The sequence below is a fragment of the Sunxiuqinia indica genome, from assembly GCF_009847015.1.
In the GTDB taxonomy this organism is placed as follows: domain Bacteria; phylum Bacteroidota; class Bacteroidia; order Bacteroidales; family Prolixibacteraceae; genus Sunxiuqinia; species Sunxiuqinia indica.
The window spans coordinates 115,427-131,875 of sequence record NZ_WVEM01000002.1; the positions used below are offsets into that span (position 1 = coordinate 115,427).

Annotated in this window: 14 protein-coding genes and 1 tRNA gene; 9 read left to right on the top strand and 6 right to left on the bottom strand. The window is 40.2% G+C overall.

Annotation, left to right across the window (positions count from 1 at the left end; translation table 11 throughout):
* Positions 1–337 precede the first annotated feature (337 nt).
* Positions 338–411: transfer RNA gene (locus tag GR929_RS03775), tRNA-Asn, on the bottom strand.
* A 427-nt stretch (positions 412–838) separates the two neighbouring features.
* On the opposite strand from GR929_RS03775, the gene GR929_RS03780 reads away from it, so the two are divergent.
* The 5 genes from GR929_RS03780 to GR929_RS03800 all read left to right on the top strand — a co-directional run bounded on the left by GR929_RS03780 (position 839) and on the right by GR929_RS03800 (position 7,187).
* Positions 839–3,259, top strand: a complete 2,421-nt coding sequence (locus tag GR929_RS03780; protein WP_159517602.1) for an efflux RND transporter permease subunit — start codon at positions 839–841, stop codon at positions 3,257–3,259.
* Positions 3,256–4,248 carry a polyprenyl synthetase family protein gene (locus GR929_RS03785; protein WP_159517603.1) on the top strand — a complete coding sequence of 331 codons (993 nt, stop codon included), beginning with the start codon at positions 3,256–3,258 and terminating at the stop codon, positions 4,246–4,248. The genes GR929_RS03780 and GR929_RS03785 overlap by 4 nt, the downstream gene beginning before the upstream one ends.
* 116 nt (positions 4,249–4,364) lie before the next feature.
* Positions 4,365–5,879 carry a F0F1 ATP synthase subunit beta gene (atpD, locus tag GR929_RS03790; RefSeq protein WP_159517604.1) on the top strand — a complete coding sequence of 505 codons (1,515 nt, stop codon included), beginning with the start codon at positions 4,365–4,367 and terminating at the stop codon, positions 5,877–5,879.
* A gap of 17 nt (positions 5,880–5,896) precedes the next feature.
* The gene (gene atpC, locus GR929_RS03795) at positions 5,897–6,139 is read left to right on the top strand and encodes an ATP synthase F1 subunit epsilon (RefSeq protein ID WP_159517605.1); all 243 of its coding nucleotides are present in this window, start codon (positions 5,897–5,899) and stop codon (positions 6,137–6,139) included.
* Between the two features lie 64 nt (positions 6,140–6,203).
* Positions 6,204–7,187: a glycosyltransferase family 9 protein gene (locus tag GR929_RS03800; protein ID WP_159517606.1), complete on the top strand. Its 984-nt coding sequence runs from the start codon at positions 6,204–6,206 to the stop codon at positions 7,185–7,187.
* Here the strand turns inward: GR929_RS03800 and GR929_RS03805 are convergent.
* Both GR929_RS03805 and GR929_RS03810 read right to left on the bottom strand, forming a co-directional pair.
* A complete protein-coding gene (locus GR929_RS03805; protein ID WP_159517607.1) occupies positions 7,184–8,350 on the bottom strand; it encodes a MalY/PatB family protein in 1,167 nt (388 codons plus the stop codon). The two genes, GR929_RS03800 and GR929_RS03805, sit on opposite strands and share 4 nt — an antisense overlap.
* Positions 8,351–8,397: 47 nt before the next feature.
* A complete protein-coding gene (locus GR929_RS03810) occupies positions 8,398–9,087 on the bottom strand; it encodes a 2-phosphosulfolactate phosphatase (RefSeq protein WP_159517608.1) in 690 nt (229 codons plus the stop codon).
* A gap of 233 nt (positions 9,088–9,320) precedes the next feature.
* Between GR929_RS03810 and GR929_RS03815 the strand changes: the two genes are divergently transcribed.
* Together GR929_RS03815 and GR929_RS03820 are read left to right on the top strand one after the other, a co-directional pair.
* Complete coding sequence (locus tag GR929_RS03815; RefSeq protein WP_159517609.1) at positions 9,321–9,908, top strand: T9SS type A sorting domain-containing protein; 588 nt, start codon at positions 9,321–9,323, stop codon at positions 9,906–9,908.
* Between the two features lie 223 nt (positions 9,909–10,131).
* Positions 10,132–10,731 carry a DUF3244 domain-containing protein gene (locus GR929_RS03820; RefSeq protein ID WP_159517610.1) on the top strand — a complete coding sequence of 200 codons (600 nt, stop codon included), beginning with the start codon at positions 10,132–10,134 and terminating at the stop codon, positions 10,729–10,731.
* A 217-nt stretch (positions 10,732–10,948) separates the two neighbouring features.
* Here the strand turns inward: GR929_RS03820 and GR929_RS03825 are convergent, their stop codons facing one another.
* Complete coding sequence (locus GR929_RS03825) at positions 10,949–11,416, bottom strand: GNAT family N-acetyltransferase (protein ID WP_159517611.1); 468 nt, start codon at positions 11,414–11,416, stop codon at positions 10,949–10,951.
* A 158-nt stretch (positions 11,417–11,574) separates the two neighbouring features.
* Positions 11,575–13,137: a sigma-54 interaction domain-containing protein gene (locus GR929_RS03830; RefSeq protein WP_159517612.1), complete on the bottom strand. Its 1,563-nt coding sequence runs from the start codon at positions 13,135–13,137 to the stop codon at positions 11,575–11,577.
* Positions 13,138–13,378: 241 nt separating this feature from the next.
* Here GR929_RS03830 and GR929_RS03835 point away from each other — a divergent pair, with 241 nt between their 5' ends.
* Positions 13,379–14,116 carry a polyprenol monophosphomannose synthase gene (locus GR929_RS03835; protein ID WP_159517613.1) on the top strand — a complete coding sequence of 246 codons (738 nt, stop codon included), beginning with the start codon at positions 13,379–13,381 and terminating at the stop codon, positions 14,114–14,116.
* A gap of 144 nt (positions 14,117–14,260) precedes the next feature.
* Positions 14,261–15,604 (top strand): dihydroorotase, encoded by a 1,344-nt coding sequence (locus tag GR929_RS03840; protein WP_159517614.1) that lies wholly within the window; start codon positions 14,261–14,263, stop codon positions 15,602–15,604.
* Positions 15,605–15,625: 21 nt separating this feature from the next.
* On the opposite strand, the gene ygiD is transcribed toward GR929_RS03840, so the two are convergent.
* A complete protein-coding gene (gene ygiD / locus GR929_RS03845) occupies positions 15,626–16,441 on the bottom strand; it encodes a 4,5-DOPA-extradiol-dioxygenase (protein ID WP_159517615.1) in 816 nt (271 codons plus the stop codon).
* Between the last annotated feature and the right edge of the window lie 8 nt (positions 16,442–16,449).

A 16,449-nucleotide genomic window follows, 5' to 3' on the forward strand; every position in this document is an offset into this window, starting at 1 on the left:
ATTACAACTTAGATAATCATAATAAAACTACCACCATTCAATTTTGAAAGTGTTACACAATTGATGCTATTTTTTACATCATTCACACATTTTCAAAAAAACAGTAAACTGTATTATGATTTTTCCAAATAACTGAAGGTTCAAGACGACTCAAAAATCTTCAAGTGTTTCATTTTAAATGGAACTAAAAATAAGAACAAGGAAAGTTATTAAGAAGAAAGGATAAGTTGCAACCCATAAATTCATAAAACCGAAACAGGCACTTCTTAATACCAGCAAGGGTTCAAAAAATCGGACAAAAAAAAAGAGGTCTAAAAAGACCTCTTTAAATTATCTGCTCCCCAGGTAGGACTTGAACCTACGACCTACGGATTAACAGTCCGCCGCTCTAACCAACTGAGCTACTAGGGAATTTATATTGGCTTTTCGACCTGTTTTCGGAACGTTTTCCTGTCAAAAGCGATGCAAAAATAACAGCTTTTATTAAAACAAAAAACAAAAATGGGAAATTTATGTATCCAAAAGCAAGATTTTATTCAGTCATGAATAATCCCACAAACACGAGCGTTCATTTATAGAGCCAAAGGGCTTTGATTTCCAGTACATTCATAAAAACCGGCTAGAGAAGTCTGATGGCCTCCGCTAATAATATTTTTCTTCCGGCTCTTGCACAAAAGCGAACAGAGAAAACAAATCGTATTTCTGCGCGAGTTAAAAAATCCAGGACGCAATTCCGTCGATTACCGTTACGTAAAGTATCCTTTTTCACGGATTCTCTTTCTTTCGAAATCCCATTTTATTAACTATTTTCGCCCTAATTTTTATACGAATTTGAACTATGTGGGTTTGGCTTTCCGGAATTATTCTTAGAAACAGAAGAGCGTTACTTTTACTATTGGGTCTGGTAACTGTTTTTATGGCTTATATGGCCACAAAGGTTGAAATGTCATACGAGTCAGCCCAACTACTTCCTCAAAAAGACAGCGCCTATGTCGACTACCAGAAATTCCGTGAGCTTTTTGGCGAAGAAGGAAACTTGATTGTCGTTGGCGTTGAAGATCCCAACTTTTTTAAACTTGACCATTTTAAAGAATGGCATCAGCTTGTTGGCAATTTAAACGATATTGATGGCGTTGAGAACCTTTTGTCTGTTTCAAATGCCTATAACCTAATCAAGAACAAAGAAAAGCGGACGTTCGAAATTGAAAATATTTTCCCCGCTAAAGTTAAATCACAAGAAGAACTTGATAGCCTGTCCAGTGTTTTTCAAAGTTTACCATTTTACCGGGGGCTTCTTTACAATACTGAAAACGACTTCTACCTATTGGCAATTACGGTCAATAAAGACAAAATGAAGTCGAAAAAACGGGAAGAGCTGGTTAAAGCAATAAAAAACACTTGTGACAATTTCTCCGAAGAGACCGGCTTAACGCTTCACTTTTCAGGGCTCCCCTACATCAGAGTAATCAACTCCATAAAAATTAAAAAAGAAATTTATCTGTTTAGTGCACTCGCATTATTGCTGTGTATTATTACGCTGTTTCTTTTCTTCAGATCATTCAAAGCGGTTCTATATCCGGTTATCATCGTCATTACAGGCGTAATTTGGGCTATCGGAACAATGGCAATATTCGGGTTCAAAATCACCTTGCTTACCGGGATGATCCCATCCCTACTCATTGTGATCGGGATACCAAACAGTATTTACATGCTAAACAAGTACCATAACGAGTACAAACAGCATGGAAATAACATCAAAGCTCTACAGCGCGTCATTATAAAAATTGGAAATGCCACATTTTTAACAAACCTGACTACCGCGTCCGGTTTTGCAACCTTTGTAATTACCAACAGCGAAATTTTAAGACAATTTGGAGTTGTTGCTGCCTTAAATATTCTCACATTATTTGTGCTTTCGCTTTTGCTCATTCCTATTTTATTCAGTTTTGCCAAGCCTCCCGGCGAACGTCACATTAAGCACCTTGAAAGTAAGCTTTTCAAAAATATTGTCCTCCATTTAGAGAACATCTCACTCAATCATCGGAAAGTAGTTTATGGCGCCGCAATTGCCGTGGTGCTCATTGGGTTTTATGGCATAACGTTAATCAAAAGCTCTGGCTACATGGTTGATGACATACCGGAAAGCGATATTATTTACAAAGATTTGAAATTCTTCGAGAATCAAGTTGATGGATTGATGCCGCTGGAAATTATCATCGACACGAAACGCCCGAATGGGGTGATGAACCTAAGTGTTTTCAGAAGAATGGAGAAACTTGAAGAACGCCTGGAGAAATATGATGAGCTTTCATCTTCAACATCGTTGCTGAATATTCTCAAGTTTTCGAAGCAGGCCTTTTACAACGGGAAAGAACGTTATTACAGCCTGCCCAACAATCAGGAGAAGAACTTTATCCTGTCTTATGCCACTAAAAGTGAGGAGGAAGAGAATGCTGGCGTAAGTGCTCTGCACTCATTTCTGGACAGCAGTAAACAAGTTACCCGCATTAACATTCGGATGCACGATGTTGGAACTGAACGCATGCAGGAACTGTATGATGATTTTAAAATGGAAGTCGACTCCGTGTTTCCTCCCGATAAATTTGATGTCACTGTTACCGGCTCGAGCGTTACTTTCTTTAAGGGGACACAGTATTTGGTTAAAAACCTGTTTAGTAGTCTAACCCTGGCTATTTTCCTGATTTCAGCTTTTATGGCTATCATGTTTTACTCTTGGCGAATGGTGATCATGTCACTCATCCCGAATATTGTACCACTTATTTTTACTGCGGCCATTATGGGTTTTATTGGTATTCCGATTAAGGCATCAACTATTTTAGTATTTAGTATAGCTTTCGGAATTTCGGTTGACAACACCATCCACTTTTTAGCAAAATACCGACAAGAATTAGCAGTAACCGGGTGGAACATTCGACAATCAGTTAAACTGGCATTGCGCGAAACCGGGGTGAGCATGATGTACACTTTCGTTGTTCTTTTCTTCGGATTTGGCGTATACAGTGTGTCAAACTTTGGAGGCACTGCAGCTCTTGGAATTTTGGTTTCGCTAACCTTACTGGTAGCCGTTTCATCAAACTTAATTTTGCTTCCCTCCTTGCTTATTGGACTCGAAAAACATACCACAACAAAATCTTTTCATGAACCCTTACTTCAGATTTACAATGAGGAAGAGGACATTGAGTTGGATGAATTAGAGATTGAGGGTTCGTCAAATAAAAATGAAGAACAAAAAGGATGAAGTCAGCACAATCAATAAAAGAGCTACAACAACTCGTTGGGAATCAAATTGCTGCGGAAGCGGAGAAAATTGGGAAAACGAACCCGGTTAACCTTTATCAGCCTATTGATTACACGCTGAACATGGGTGGCAAAAGATTGCGCCCGGTTATGTTGCTCTTAGCTTGCGATCTTTTTTCCGGCGATGTTCAAAACGCCTTACCTGCGGCTATTGCCGTTGAAGTTTTCCACAACTTCACACTGCTCCACGATGACATTATGGATCATGCTGAAATTCGCAGAAACAGGCCAGCAGTCCACAAAAAATACAGTGAAAATGTAGCGATCCTATCGGGCGATGCCATGTCTATCAAAGCCTATCAATATCTACTGACGGTAGATCATCCCAACATACAAGAAGTTACCCGTTTGTTTTCAAAAACAGCCATCGAGGTTTGCGAAGGGCAACAATACGACATGGACTTTGAAACCCGGCTGGATGTGAGCATCGATGAGTATCTGGAGATGATACGACTGAAAACAGCGGTGTTGATTGCCGGAAGCTTTAAAATGGGAGCCTTGCTGGGAAATGCCTCGCAAGAAGATGCCGAAAGGCTTTATCAATTTGGAATCAACCTCGGATTGGCTTTTCAACTTCAGGATGACCTATTAGATGTATTTGCAGATCAAAATAAATTTGGGAAAAAAATAGGGGGTGATATTATCGCCAACAAAAAAACTTTTTTATTACTTCAAGCGTTAGCTAGTGCAAATCGGGAACAAAAAGCCGAATTACAAGATTGGATTGACCGAAAGGAGTTTAATCCGGAAGAGAAGATCAATGCCGTTAAAAATATATACATTGATTTGAAGCTACAGCACATTAGCCAACAAAAGTCAAATGAACTTTATCAGAAGGCAATGGAAGAGATCGATGCAATAAACGTTCATTCAGATCGAAAACAGGCGATCATTAAACTCGCCCAAATGATCATGAAAAGAGAAAAATAATAGCTATTAACAAATGAATCTTGAACACGCCAAACATTAGTATATTAGTCAAATTAAATTTGTGCAATTAGGCACGTTTTAGTAATTTTCAGCCCCACAGAAGTAAAATTTTTATCATGAATAAAAATATCGGTAAAGTCGCTCAGGTAATTGGTCCTGTGGTTGATATCAGCTTTGATCAGGAAGGTAGTGAACTTCCAAATATTAACGACGCATTAGAAATCGTTCGTGAAGGCAACACCAATCTGGTTGTCGAGTGCCAACAACATATCGGAGAAAATACAGTCAGAACCATCTCAATGGACTCGACTGACGGACTAAAACGGGGGATGGATGTAATTGCCACCGGGGCTCCAATCACCATGCCCAAAGGACAAATAGCACTCGGACGCCTGCTAAATGTTACCGGAGATGCGGTGGATGGAATGAAAAATATTCCTAAAGAAGGTTTGAATATCCACAACGAACCACCAAAATATGAAGACTTAACAACCGAAACCGAGGTTCTTTACACTGGAATTAAAGTAATCGACCTGATTGAACCGTATGCCAAAGGAGGTAAAATTGGCTTGTTCGGCGGGGCCGGTGTTGGAAAAACAGTATTGATTCAGGAGCTAATCAATAATATTGCCTTGGCACATAGCGGGTTATCTGTTTTTGCGGGTGTTGGAGAACGGACTCGTGAAGGAAACGACCTGTTACGTGAGATGATCGAAGCTAAGATTGTTGATTACGGCGATGAGTTTAGAGAAGCAATGGAAAAAGGCGAGTGGGATCTTTCGAAAGTAGACCCCGAAGCCCTTAAAAAATCCAAACTTGCCCTTGTGTTTGGCCAGATGAATGAACCTCCCGGAGCACGTGCACGGGTAGCACTTTCCGGATTGACAATTGCCGAAAGTTTACGTGATGGTGATGGATCAGACAGTGCAGGTGGTCGTGATATCCTGTTCTTTGTTGATAATGTATTCCGTTTTACTCAGGCTGGTTCTGAGGTGTCAGCACTGCTCGGACGTATGCCTTCAGCGGTAGGATACCAACCTACTTTGGCAACCGAGATGGGTGTTATGCAGGAACGGATTACCTCAACGAAAAACGGATCTATCACATCAGTACAGGCCGTATATGTGCCTGCCGATGACTTGACTGACCCTGCTCCTGCGACAACCTTTGCCCACTTGGATGCAACAACTGTATTGAGTCGTAAAATTTCAGAGCTTGGTATTTACCCTGCTGTTGATCCATTGGATTCAACCTCACGGATTTTGACTGCAGACATTGTTGGAGAAGAACATTACAACTGTGCTCAACAGGTAAAAGAAATCTTACAGCGTTACAAAGAACTTCAGGATATTATTGCCATTTTAGGTATGGATGAATTGTCGGAAGAAGACAAGCTTGTTGTTCACCGTGCACGCCGTGTTCAACGATTCCTGTCTCAACCGTTCTTCGTTGCCGAACAATTTACCGGACTAAAAGGAAAGCTCGTTTCAATTGAAGATACCATCAAAGGATTCAACATGATTATGGCTGGTGAAGTTGACCAGTATCCGGAGTCGGCCTTTAACCTGGTTGGGACAATTGATGAAGCCATTGCTAAAGGAGAAAAAATGCTGGCTGAAGCCGAAGCCTAAAACTAACCCGAAAAGCTATGTTTCTTGAAATCATAACACCGTCAAAAAAAGTGTTCTCAGGAGAAATCACATTGATTAAGCTTCCTGGAACAAAAGGTTCATTCGAAATTCTTAACAACCACGCCCCAATTATTTCAACCTTGGAGGAAGGCAAAATCAAAATCATTGAGACAAACGAGCAGATCAGTTTTTTTGACGTGCCCGGAGGAGTTGTTGAAGCCAAGAACAATAAAATAATTGTGCTTGCCGAATCTGCATAAAAACATAACCTATTAAATAGAAATACCCTGAAAATATGTATATTTCAGGGTATTATTTTTACCATTGAATTCCAAGATACTCATCATACGATTTAGCTCTATTGGGGACATTGTATTAACCAGCCCTATTATTCGATGCCTAAAAGAGCAACTAGACCAGGCTGAAATCCATTTTCTGACCAAGGAAAAACACAAGGATCTTCTTCGTGCCAATCCTTATATCGACCACTTACATCTTTATAATTCAAATCTTACAGACATTATAAAGCAACTTCAGCAAGAGAATTTTGACTATATCATTGACCTGCACCATAATCTGAGGAGCCATATTATTAAGCAGAACCTGAGAACGAAAGCTTACTCGCTGCAAAAACTCAATGTCAAAAAATGGCTGTTAGTCAAATTCAAAATTAATATTCTTCCCCACGTTCATATTGTAGACCGCATGATGGACACCGTTGCTCCACTCGCAGTAGAGAACGACAACAATGGTCTTGATTATTTTATTCCGAAAGAAGAAAATTATCCATTTGAACAAATACCGGATTCATTCCCCAAAAAGTATGTAGCGATTGTACTCGCCGGCACTTACTTTACCAAAAGGTTACCCCCAAAAAAACACCTGGAAGTGATCCAACAACTTGATGTTCCATTCATATTACTTGGAGGGAAAAATGAAGTTAAGCTTGCACAGGAAATCGAAAAGCAAACGACGCAGAACGTATTAAATCTTTGCAATAAACTAACGATTAACCAATCGGCCTCCATTGTAAAAAATGCCGCATTAATAGTAGCCAACGATACTGGTCTAATGCATATTGCTGCGGCCTATAAAAAGAAAATTTTATCCATTTGGGGAAGTACCACCCCCGAACTTGGAATGACGCCCTATCTGGCCCATCCGGCATCGAAAAAGCAAAAAATTGAGGGGTTGAACTGTCAGCCATGCTCCAAAATTGGTCGACATAGCTGCCCGAAAAAACATTTCCGTTGCATGCTAAATCAGAACACAACGGAAATGGCCAATTGGATTAAGGAAAACTTTTAGCCAAATGCTTGCTCTATTCGACCTAAAGCCTGCTCCAAGGTTGCCCGCGGACAACCAATATTGATACGCATAAAACCACTACCCTGCTTGCCAAACTGCACTCCCCGGTTTAAGCCAACACCCGCATCAATCAACTTAGCATTAAGCTCATCATCACTCAACTGATATTCTGAAAAGTCCAACCAAATTAAATAAGTAGCTTCCGGTTTCATCGGTTTAATTTTAGGCAGTTTATCAGCCAGGTAGCTTTCTAAAAAACGATAGTTTCCTTGCAGATAATCCACTGCCTGATCAACCCAGCCTGCTCCTTCACGATAAGCTGTTTCGAGAGCAATGGAACCAAAAATATTTCCCATATGTAAATGAGGAACTTTCAGTGTTCGCTCATATCGCACAAATAGTTTCTTATTCGGTATCACCACAAAGGAAGTCGTTAAACCAGCGATATTGAATGTTTTACTTCCAGCCATACACACGATGCAATTATTTGCAATCTCATCAGAAAGTGTTGGTAGCGGAATATGCTTGTGCCCGTCGAAAACCAAATCCGAATGAATTTCGTCAGAAACAATGAGAACCTTGTTTTCCAGGCAGATGGTTGCCAGTTCGGTCAACTCATCTTTGGTCCAAACCATTCCCCCTGGATTTTGCGGATTGCACAACAAAAGCATCTTCGTATTTGCTGTAATTTTTTGTTTGAGATCATCTAAATCGAATGTGTATCTGCCACCAACTAACTTCAGCGGATTTTCGACCATCTTACGTCCCAATCCTTTTATCGAATCGTAAAAAGGAAAATACACCGGCGGTTGCACAATTATCTCATCGCCAGGCTTGGAGTAAGTGTCAATAGCCAGCGTTAATCCGGCCACAACTCCAGGGCTAAATGAAATCCACTCTTTCTTTACCTTCCAATTATGTCGCTTGTCTAACCACTGAATAATAGCGTCAGAATAGGAATCACTACGATATGTGTACCCCAAAACCTCGTGCTCCAACCTATCCTTCAGAGCCTCAACGATAAAGTCGGGGGTTTTAAAATCCATATCAGCCACCCAAAGTGGCAATAAATCATCTGTTCCAAAAAACATCTGACGTCCATCGTATTTCAAACTATTTGTATTGGTACGATCAACCAGTTCATCAAAATTATAGTTCTTCATAATCTTCTGTTTCCAACGTATTGGTATTATATAAAACGTAAGCGAATTTAAAGTTCAAGTTTTTTCAAAAAAAACAAGTCATTTTCGCGATCAACTTTTAAAACGAAGTTAAACCGATCCAAATCCAGGCAAAGATCAAAATCAGCAGAAGGAGCCCAACTCTGTTTTCCGGGAACGAAAAACCGCGCTCCGGCGCCAACTCTCAACTGTTCGACCATCCCTTCAAAATCAATCGGTTCACCCTCTAGCTTAGCTTTAATGTATTCCGCCAAAAAAGTGTCCTCATCCGTCGGATACTTACAGGCATAACCCATACACACCAGCGAAACTGTTTCAGGTTGCCTTTTCTGGATGTATTTAATAATGGCTCCTGCGTTGACAAAACTTCCGGTTATTACTTCTCCTGCATTTGTAGCATTCACAATCCCCTGGGTTCCGCTACTTGTGGTATGCACCATCACCTTCTGCTCAAGATCACCCTGTATAATTTGCGATGGCGAATTCCCAAAGTCAAACCCTTCAGGTTTCTGTTCGTTGCGCTCACCAACAAGGATATAGTCTGGGTTTTGCTGCTTTAATTGAAGAGCAAGATCAATTTCCCCTACAGGAAAAATCTTCGTAATTCCCCGGTCAAAAGCATAGCAGGCTACTGAAAAAGCCCGAAATACATCAATAATTACCGTTAGCCCACTCGCTTGTTGAGCTCCATCTAATAATTGTAAAATTTTTATGTCCATCGATTTAAGCTAAATTTAAAATCACAATTAAACACAGGCACGATATTTGTTAAGAATGGCGCTTTGTCTTGAAATATCAATACATGCTGACATTAGAGAAGACCAATCTATCTATCGATAATCTCTATATGTCAGGCAACACAAACTTAACCTTCCGTTAACGCATGTTTTACAGCATGTGTTGTGAAACATACTACATTTGTATCAGTAATTCATTATTAAAATTCAAAACTATGAAAACAATTAGAACAATTACCATGATGTTTGCATTAACAGTTATTGCAAATATTGCCCTTGCAACGGGAAACTTGCGTGTCAACATTTTGCCATTAAATGAAGATCGTGCTGTTGTTGCAATTTCGAACAACGTTGAATCTAAATTCCAAATCAGCATTGAAGATGCACAGGGAGATGTTGTGTACTTCAAAGAAACCGAAGGCGATGTGGCCGACTATCGTAAAGTATATGACTTTTCGAAGTTAGAAACCGGCAACTATAAGCTAATCGTTAGTCTTGACGATGTAAAAGGAGAACGTGAATTCGCAATCAATCACGGAGCAATTGAAGTTGGAAAGGAAAAAACACTCGTAGCACCAGTCTTCTCGTACAACGAAGATGTTTTACGTATCGCATTCTTGAATCACGAAGGTGAAAACACAAGCCTGTACATCTACAATGAAGGAGAACTAGTGTACACAAAAGCATTGAAAAACTCATTCTCTGTAAACGAAGGACTTGATCTTTCCAGACTGAAATCAGGATATTACAATATTGTTCTGGCTTCAGGAAACGAAACCTACGACTATTCTGTTAGCAAATAATTGCTACTGCGCTTACCAAACAGTTGACAATGGAGCAGTTGACTGGATTATAAAACAATTTTTTCGTATTTAATGTAAAATAATATGAGACCGACAATAGAATTAGTTGTCCTGATGTCCTCAGGACAACTTTTTTAACTCCAATAACCCGACTCATATTAATTTTCATTCACCAGAAAGCTAAAAGTCAGAGCTCTATTTATTAACATTAAACACCAAGCACATGAAGATATTTACAAAACTACTTTGCGTATTGGTCACAACGACAATGATGTCAGATTTTGCCAGTGCACGGGAACTCCCGAAGATAGAAATGAAAGCCATGGAGGGTAAAAATGCGTTACTTGAAATTGACCATGCGAACAACGCCGTATTGGAAATTACCATCCAAGACAAAAAAGGCGAAATTGTATACTACAATCAACAAGAGTCAACATCAGACAAGTACCAGCATGTTTACGACCTTTCGGCATACCAGCCGGGAGCTTACAATTTAATTGTTGCCAGTAACGATTTAGTTACCGAACACCAATTCTCAGTTTCGGACGAGGTGGTGAATATTGGTGAAAAACAATTGACACAAAAGCCATTTTTTGCGTTCGATTCAGACAACAACATCGTTCGGGTGGCGTACTTGAATTTTCCTGGAGAAAAAGTGAAGCTGAAGATTTATGAGGGGAATGATCTTATTTTCAACAAGGCATTGGATGATTCATTCTCGGTAAACGAAGGACTAAACTTATCAAAACTTGAAGCAGGAGCGTATCAGATAGTACTTGACGCCGGAGCAAAAGATTTTAATTATCCGGTTGAGATAAGATAAAAAGACTTAAACAGATGAATTCCAATGCGGTTATCTCAAAAAGAGGCCGCATTTCTTTTGCGCTAAACTTTGCACTGCAATGATGGTTTAAGCTCTGATACAACATCAAAAAAAAGCGAGAATCAAACCCTTTAAATACTCATGTGGCGAAGTAAACTTTCACTATCCGGATGTCATCACTTTATCGCAATGCAATGAGATTATGGAAAAAAGAGGATTACACTAGCCGTTCTAAAAAATACATCGGTGGTTGACATTCATTAAAGCCAACTTTCTGATAGAGTCTTTGTGCCTTTTCATTGTCATGTCTCACCTCTAAATTCACCCGACAAAAGCCATTATCCTTGCCATAATCGGCAATTGCATCCAACAAAAATTTGCCAACCCCTTTTCCTCTACAATCAGGATGCACAACAAAATCATGAATATTGATCAGTGGCTTTGCTTTGAAGGTTGAGAAATTCTGATTGCAATTAGCCAAGGCTACAAACTCACCATCAATCAAAGCAAAAAATCCTAAATATCCGGAATAATTTTTTAACCCATCTAATATTTTTGGAGCAAGCTCTTCAGGCATCGGAGCGTTATTCCCCATTTCGTCGCGCATGTACGAATCCAACAATCGAATCAGTTGTTTCTGGTGAAGCTCTTTAGACAAATCAACAATAACGAAAGATAAATTCATGATTGAATCGTAATAGTAAGTGAATTAACTCACGCAAATTTCAAACTTTGAAGTGATCTAACAAACCATTTTTCAACAAAAAGCCCAACGAATCAAATTGTGTTTTATCATTCACTTTGCGCCATCAAATTTTTTTCCGGACAATTGCTTCTCCCCAATCAGACTTTAAAACGCCAGGCATCAATTTCATACTTCTTCAGTCGGGTGCCCAACATCCGCTCAGTTACTTTTAAGCCTTCGGCAGCTTTAGCAATATTTCCTTTTGTTGAAGTTAGCGCCTCGCGAATCAACTGCTTTTCAACTTGTTCCACGGTGTAAGTTAATCCACCTCTTGAGCGGGTATTTGTAGAATCGGCTGTTTGTAGCGAAGGTGGCAAATTGTAACTATGAATGACATTATCTGTACTTAAAATGCAGGAGCGCTCAATACAGTTTTCCAGTTCCCGAATGTTTCCCGGCCACGAATAAACCATCAACATATTCAGTGCCGATGTCGTAATTCGCTTAATTTGAGTGTCGTTCCGTTTGTTGAATTTATCGATAAAGTGATCAACCAGCATTGGGATATCATTTCTGCGCTCGCGTAAAGGCGGTATAAAAATGGGGAACACGTTGATCCGATAAAATAAATCTTCTCGAAAATCCCCTTCGTCGATCATCTCTTCTAAATTACGGTTGGTAGCAGCAACGATTCTCACATCCACTTTAATCGTTTCGGTGCCACCCAGGCGTTCAAATTCCCGCTGCTGAATAATACGTAAAATTTTAACCTGGGTCGACAACGGAATATCACCAATCTCATCCAAAAAAATAGTGCCACCATCTGCCAGTTCAAAGCGTCCTTTTCGCCGGCTATCGGCACCCGTAAATGCTCCTTTTTCATGTCCGAACAATTCACTTTCAATCAAACTATCAGGCAAGGCAGAGCAGTTTACTTTTATAAAACTCTTTTTCTCTCGTTTACTCATGTAATGAATAGCGTCGGCAACCAGCTCTTTTCCAATACCACTCTCTCCGCGAATAAGTACCGTGGAATTGGTTTCTGCCACCATATTGATTAACGAGTAAACATCCTTCATTTTGGCTGAATTTCCAACCATATTCATGTTTGGATTATCTCCCTTCAACTGGTTTTGAAGTTCTTGGTTTTTTTGGCGAAGCAACTCAACTTCTTCAATGCGTTCTTGCTTTGAACGAACAACCTGGGAAACCAGACTTCCAACAATCGACAACAGATTTAAATCCTCATCATTGGTAATGAATGGGTTATATTTTCTTACCAGACTCAACGTCCCGGTTACTTTTGCATCTTCAATAATTGGCACGCACACAAAGCTCAATTCTTCACCATCTTTCGAGGTTAGCTCCTGCTGTGTGCGGTTTAAAAATAAACTTGATTTGGAAATCTTTTCGATAATGACAGGTCTGGATAACTCAACCACCCGACCGATGATTCCTTCTCCCAGCTTATATTTGCCTCGAGCCTGCTGAGCCGAACTGTATCCGTATGCAGACTCAATATAAATCTTTGAGTTTTTCCGGTTAAAAATGGTCAGTAAGCTTCGTTCGGCTCCGAGGTGGCGAACCAACAATTCCAGCACCGATGATAAGTCATGCTTCAGCTCCTTGCTTTGAATCAGTCGCTGACTGATTTCTGAAAGCAAAACAAGCTCCTTCAAACCATAACATTCGCTACCCGCTTTTTTACACTTAAACTCCATCAACTTTCTTTTTGACTCATTACAGGAACCTACTCCTTCATTCTGTTACAAAATTGCAAATAATACGGACACGCATGCTACGCAGCACCCAAAACGTAATCATATTAATATTCTTTTAACAAGACCTTCTTGTCTTAAAATCAAAACTCTTCCAAAAAAATGTTCATTCTGAAAAAATAATAAGTCATACTTCAGTAATTTCTGTATTTTCGCAGTTACACACATAATTGGTTGAGATCGAATGAAGAATCTGGTAATTATTCCCACCTATAATGAGAAAGAGAATGTAGAGAAAATGATCCGAACGGTGTTTTCGCTACAAACCCCGTTTAATATTCTGATAATAGAAGATGGCTCTCCTGATGGAACAGCAGCAATTGTTAAAAATCTCCAACAGGAATTTAAAGACAAGCTCCATATTCTGGAAAGAAAAGGTAAATTGGGATTAGGTACAGCCTATCTAACCGGATTCAGATGGGCCTTGGAGCGCGACTACGAATACATCTTCGAGATGGATTGTGACTTTTCGCATCCTCCTGAAGATTTAGAGAATCTTTATAAAGCCTGCACAGAACAGGGCGCAGACCTTGCCATCGGCTCGCGGTACATTAAAGGTATCAATGTAATTAACTGGCCATTGGGGCGGGTTCTCATGTCGTACTTTGCGTCTGTTTATGTGCGGTTTATCACCGGCTTGAAAGTGATGGACACAACAGCCGGTTTTAAGTGCTACACCAAAAAAGTGCTTGAGACGATCGATCTCGACAACATTCACCTGAAAGGTTATGGTTTTCAAATTGAAATGAAGTTTACAGCCTGGAAACACGGGTTTAAGATTATCGAAGTGCCAATTATTTTTACCGAGCGGCAAGAGGGAACATCAAAAATGAGTGGTGGAATTTTCAACGAAGCACTGTGGGGAATATTGAAAATGAAAATTAGAAGCTGGTTCAGAAAATATCCACCCTACCAAGCTTAAAAACAAAAAGATAATCCATTTCAACTAATAAAAATTGAACAAATCACTCAACATAGCGATTATTTATAACGACTTTAAGGCTACAGAAATGTAGCCTTTTCAATTTTTGTTTCGTAATTTAAAGGGCAATCAAAACCAATCATCATGAAAACGCTAATCCACAATGCAATCATCATTAACGAAGGAATCCGGTTTAACGGCAGTATTTTAATTGAAGATGAATTGATTAAGCGTGTCTTCAAGGAAGAGGTAGTTCCTGATAGTGTGCTCCGAGAAACAACAGTGATTGACGGAACTGGAAAATTATTAATCCCGGGAGCCATTGATGACCAAGTTCATTTTCGCGAACCAGGACTCACCCATAAAGGCGAAATTGCGACAGAATCGGTAGCAGCATTGGCCGGAGGTATTACTTCGTATATGGAAATGCCAAACACAAAACCACAAGCAACAACACAGGAAGAACTGGCAAAAAAATATGCTCGAGCAGCCGAAGTTTCAGCTGTTAACTATTCGTTTTATATGGGGGCAACCAACGACAACCTGGACGAAGTTCTGAAAACTGATCCAACCCAGGTTTGTGGAGTAAAAGTTTTCATGGGGTCATCAACCGGCAACATGTTGGTTGATGACGAGCAGACCTTAGCCGAGATTTTCAAAAACGCTCCGACACTTATTGCCACGCATTGCGAAGACGAAGAAATCATCAAACAAAACACCGAAATCTATCGTCAGAAGTATGGTCAGATTGTGCCAATATCAAGACACCCCAAAATACGAAGTGCCGAGGCTTGCTTTAAATCATCATCAAAAGCGGTAGAGTTGGCAAAAAAATACGGAGCCCGATTGCACGTGCTTCATCTAACCACTGCTGATGAGATGCAGCTTTTCGAAGCTGGCCCGGTAAAAGACAAGAAAATTACAGCCGAAGTGTGTGTTCACCACCTTTGGTTTGAAGAAAAAGACTATATCGCTTACGGTACACGCATCAAATGGAATCCGGCAGTAAAATCGGCACAAGACCGAGCTGCACTTTGGGAAGCTTTACTGGCTGACAAGATTGACGTAATTGCAACCGACCACGCTCCACATACGCTAGATGAAAAATCACACGCCTATTTTCAAGCTCCATCAGGAGGCCCTTTGGTTCAACATTCGTTAACCGCCATGCTGGAATTTGTGAAACAAGGGAAAATATCAGTTGAGAAAGTGGTTGAGAAAATGTGCCACACTCCTGCAGACCTCTTTCGTATTGACCGCCGTGGTTATATTCGAGAAGGTTACTATGCGGACCTGGTTTTAGTTAATCCTGATAAAAAGTGGACGGTTTGTCCCGAAAATATCTTATACAAATGTTGTTGGTCTCCTTTTGAGGGAACTGAATTTAGCCATCAGGTTTCAAAAGTTTTCGTAAACGGACAATTGGCCTACGACCGTGGTCATATTAATGAGCAGGTAAGAGGTAAACGAATGGAATTCAACAAGTAGTTTTTCCAAGTATACACGAAGTCATTCTTTTGCATAAATAATGGAGCGCATTGACACCGATCCTAAATCGAAGGTTTCGTTAAAAAAGCGAGCTTGCTCATCAGCATATTTCATCCCAAGAACATAAAAAAGCGGTAGCAAATGATCAAATGTAGGATGAGCTAAAGAACTTAGCTCTCCCCACTTTTGAAAGTTCATCGCTTCATTATCATTACCCTTTTTTATCATTTTAGCCAACTGTTGATCGAATTCCAACGCCCAATCATAGACTTTTCCAGCCGCTGACATTTGCCCCAGGTTATGTACCAGATTTCCACTTCCTACAATTAGCACTCCTTTTTCCCGAAGTTGCTTCAACTCCTTTGCCAACTCGTAGTGGTATTGAATTGGTTGATAATAATCGATACTAAGCTGCACAACCGGCACATTGGCTAGCGGAAACATTGGTTTGAGCACCGACCAGGCACCGTGATCCAATCCCCAGTCAAAATCAACCGATACCTGATGACTTTTGCTCATCTGTTGAATCCGATTGGCCAAATCAGGATCTCCCGAAACCGGATATTGTTGATCAAAAAGTTCCTTTGGAAACCCACCAAAATCATGAATGGTCTTTGGATTCGGCATAGCCGTAACAGCTGTACCGCGCGTAAGCCAGTGTGCCGAAATGCACAATATCGCTTGCGGAGTCACCAAGCTGTTTCCCAACTCCTGCCAGCTTCTCCGGTATTTATTCTCCACAATCGCGTTCATTGGATTTCCATGACCAATAAACAGTAATGGCATTCGCTCGGAAGTCGGCAGTTGCTTTATCCAGTTTTTAAAATCCTGATTCATCTCTACCT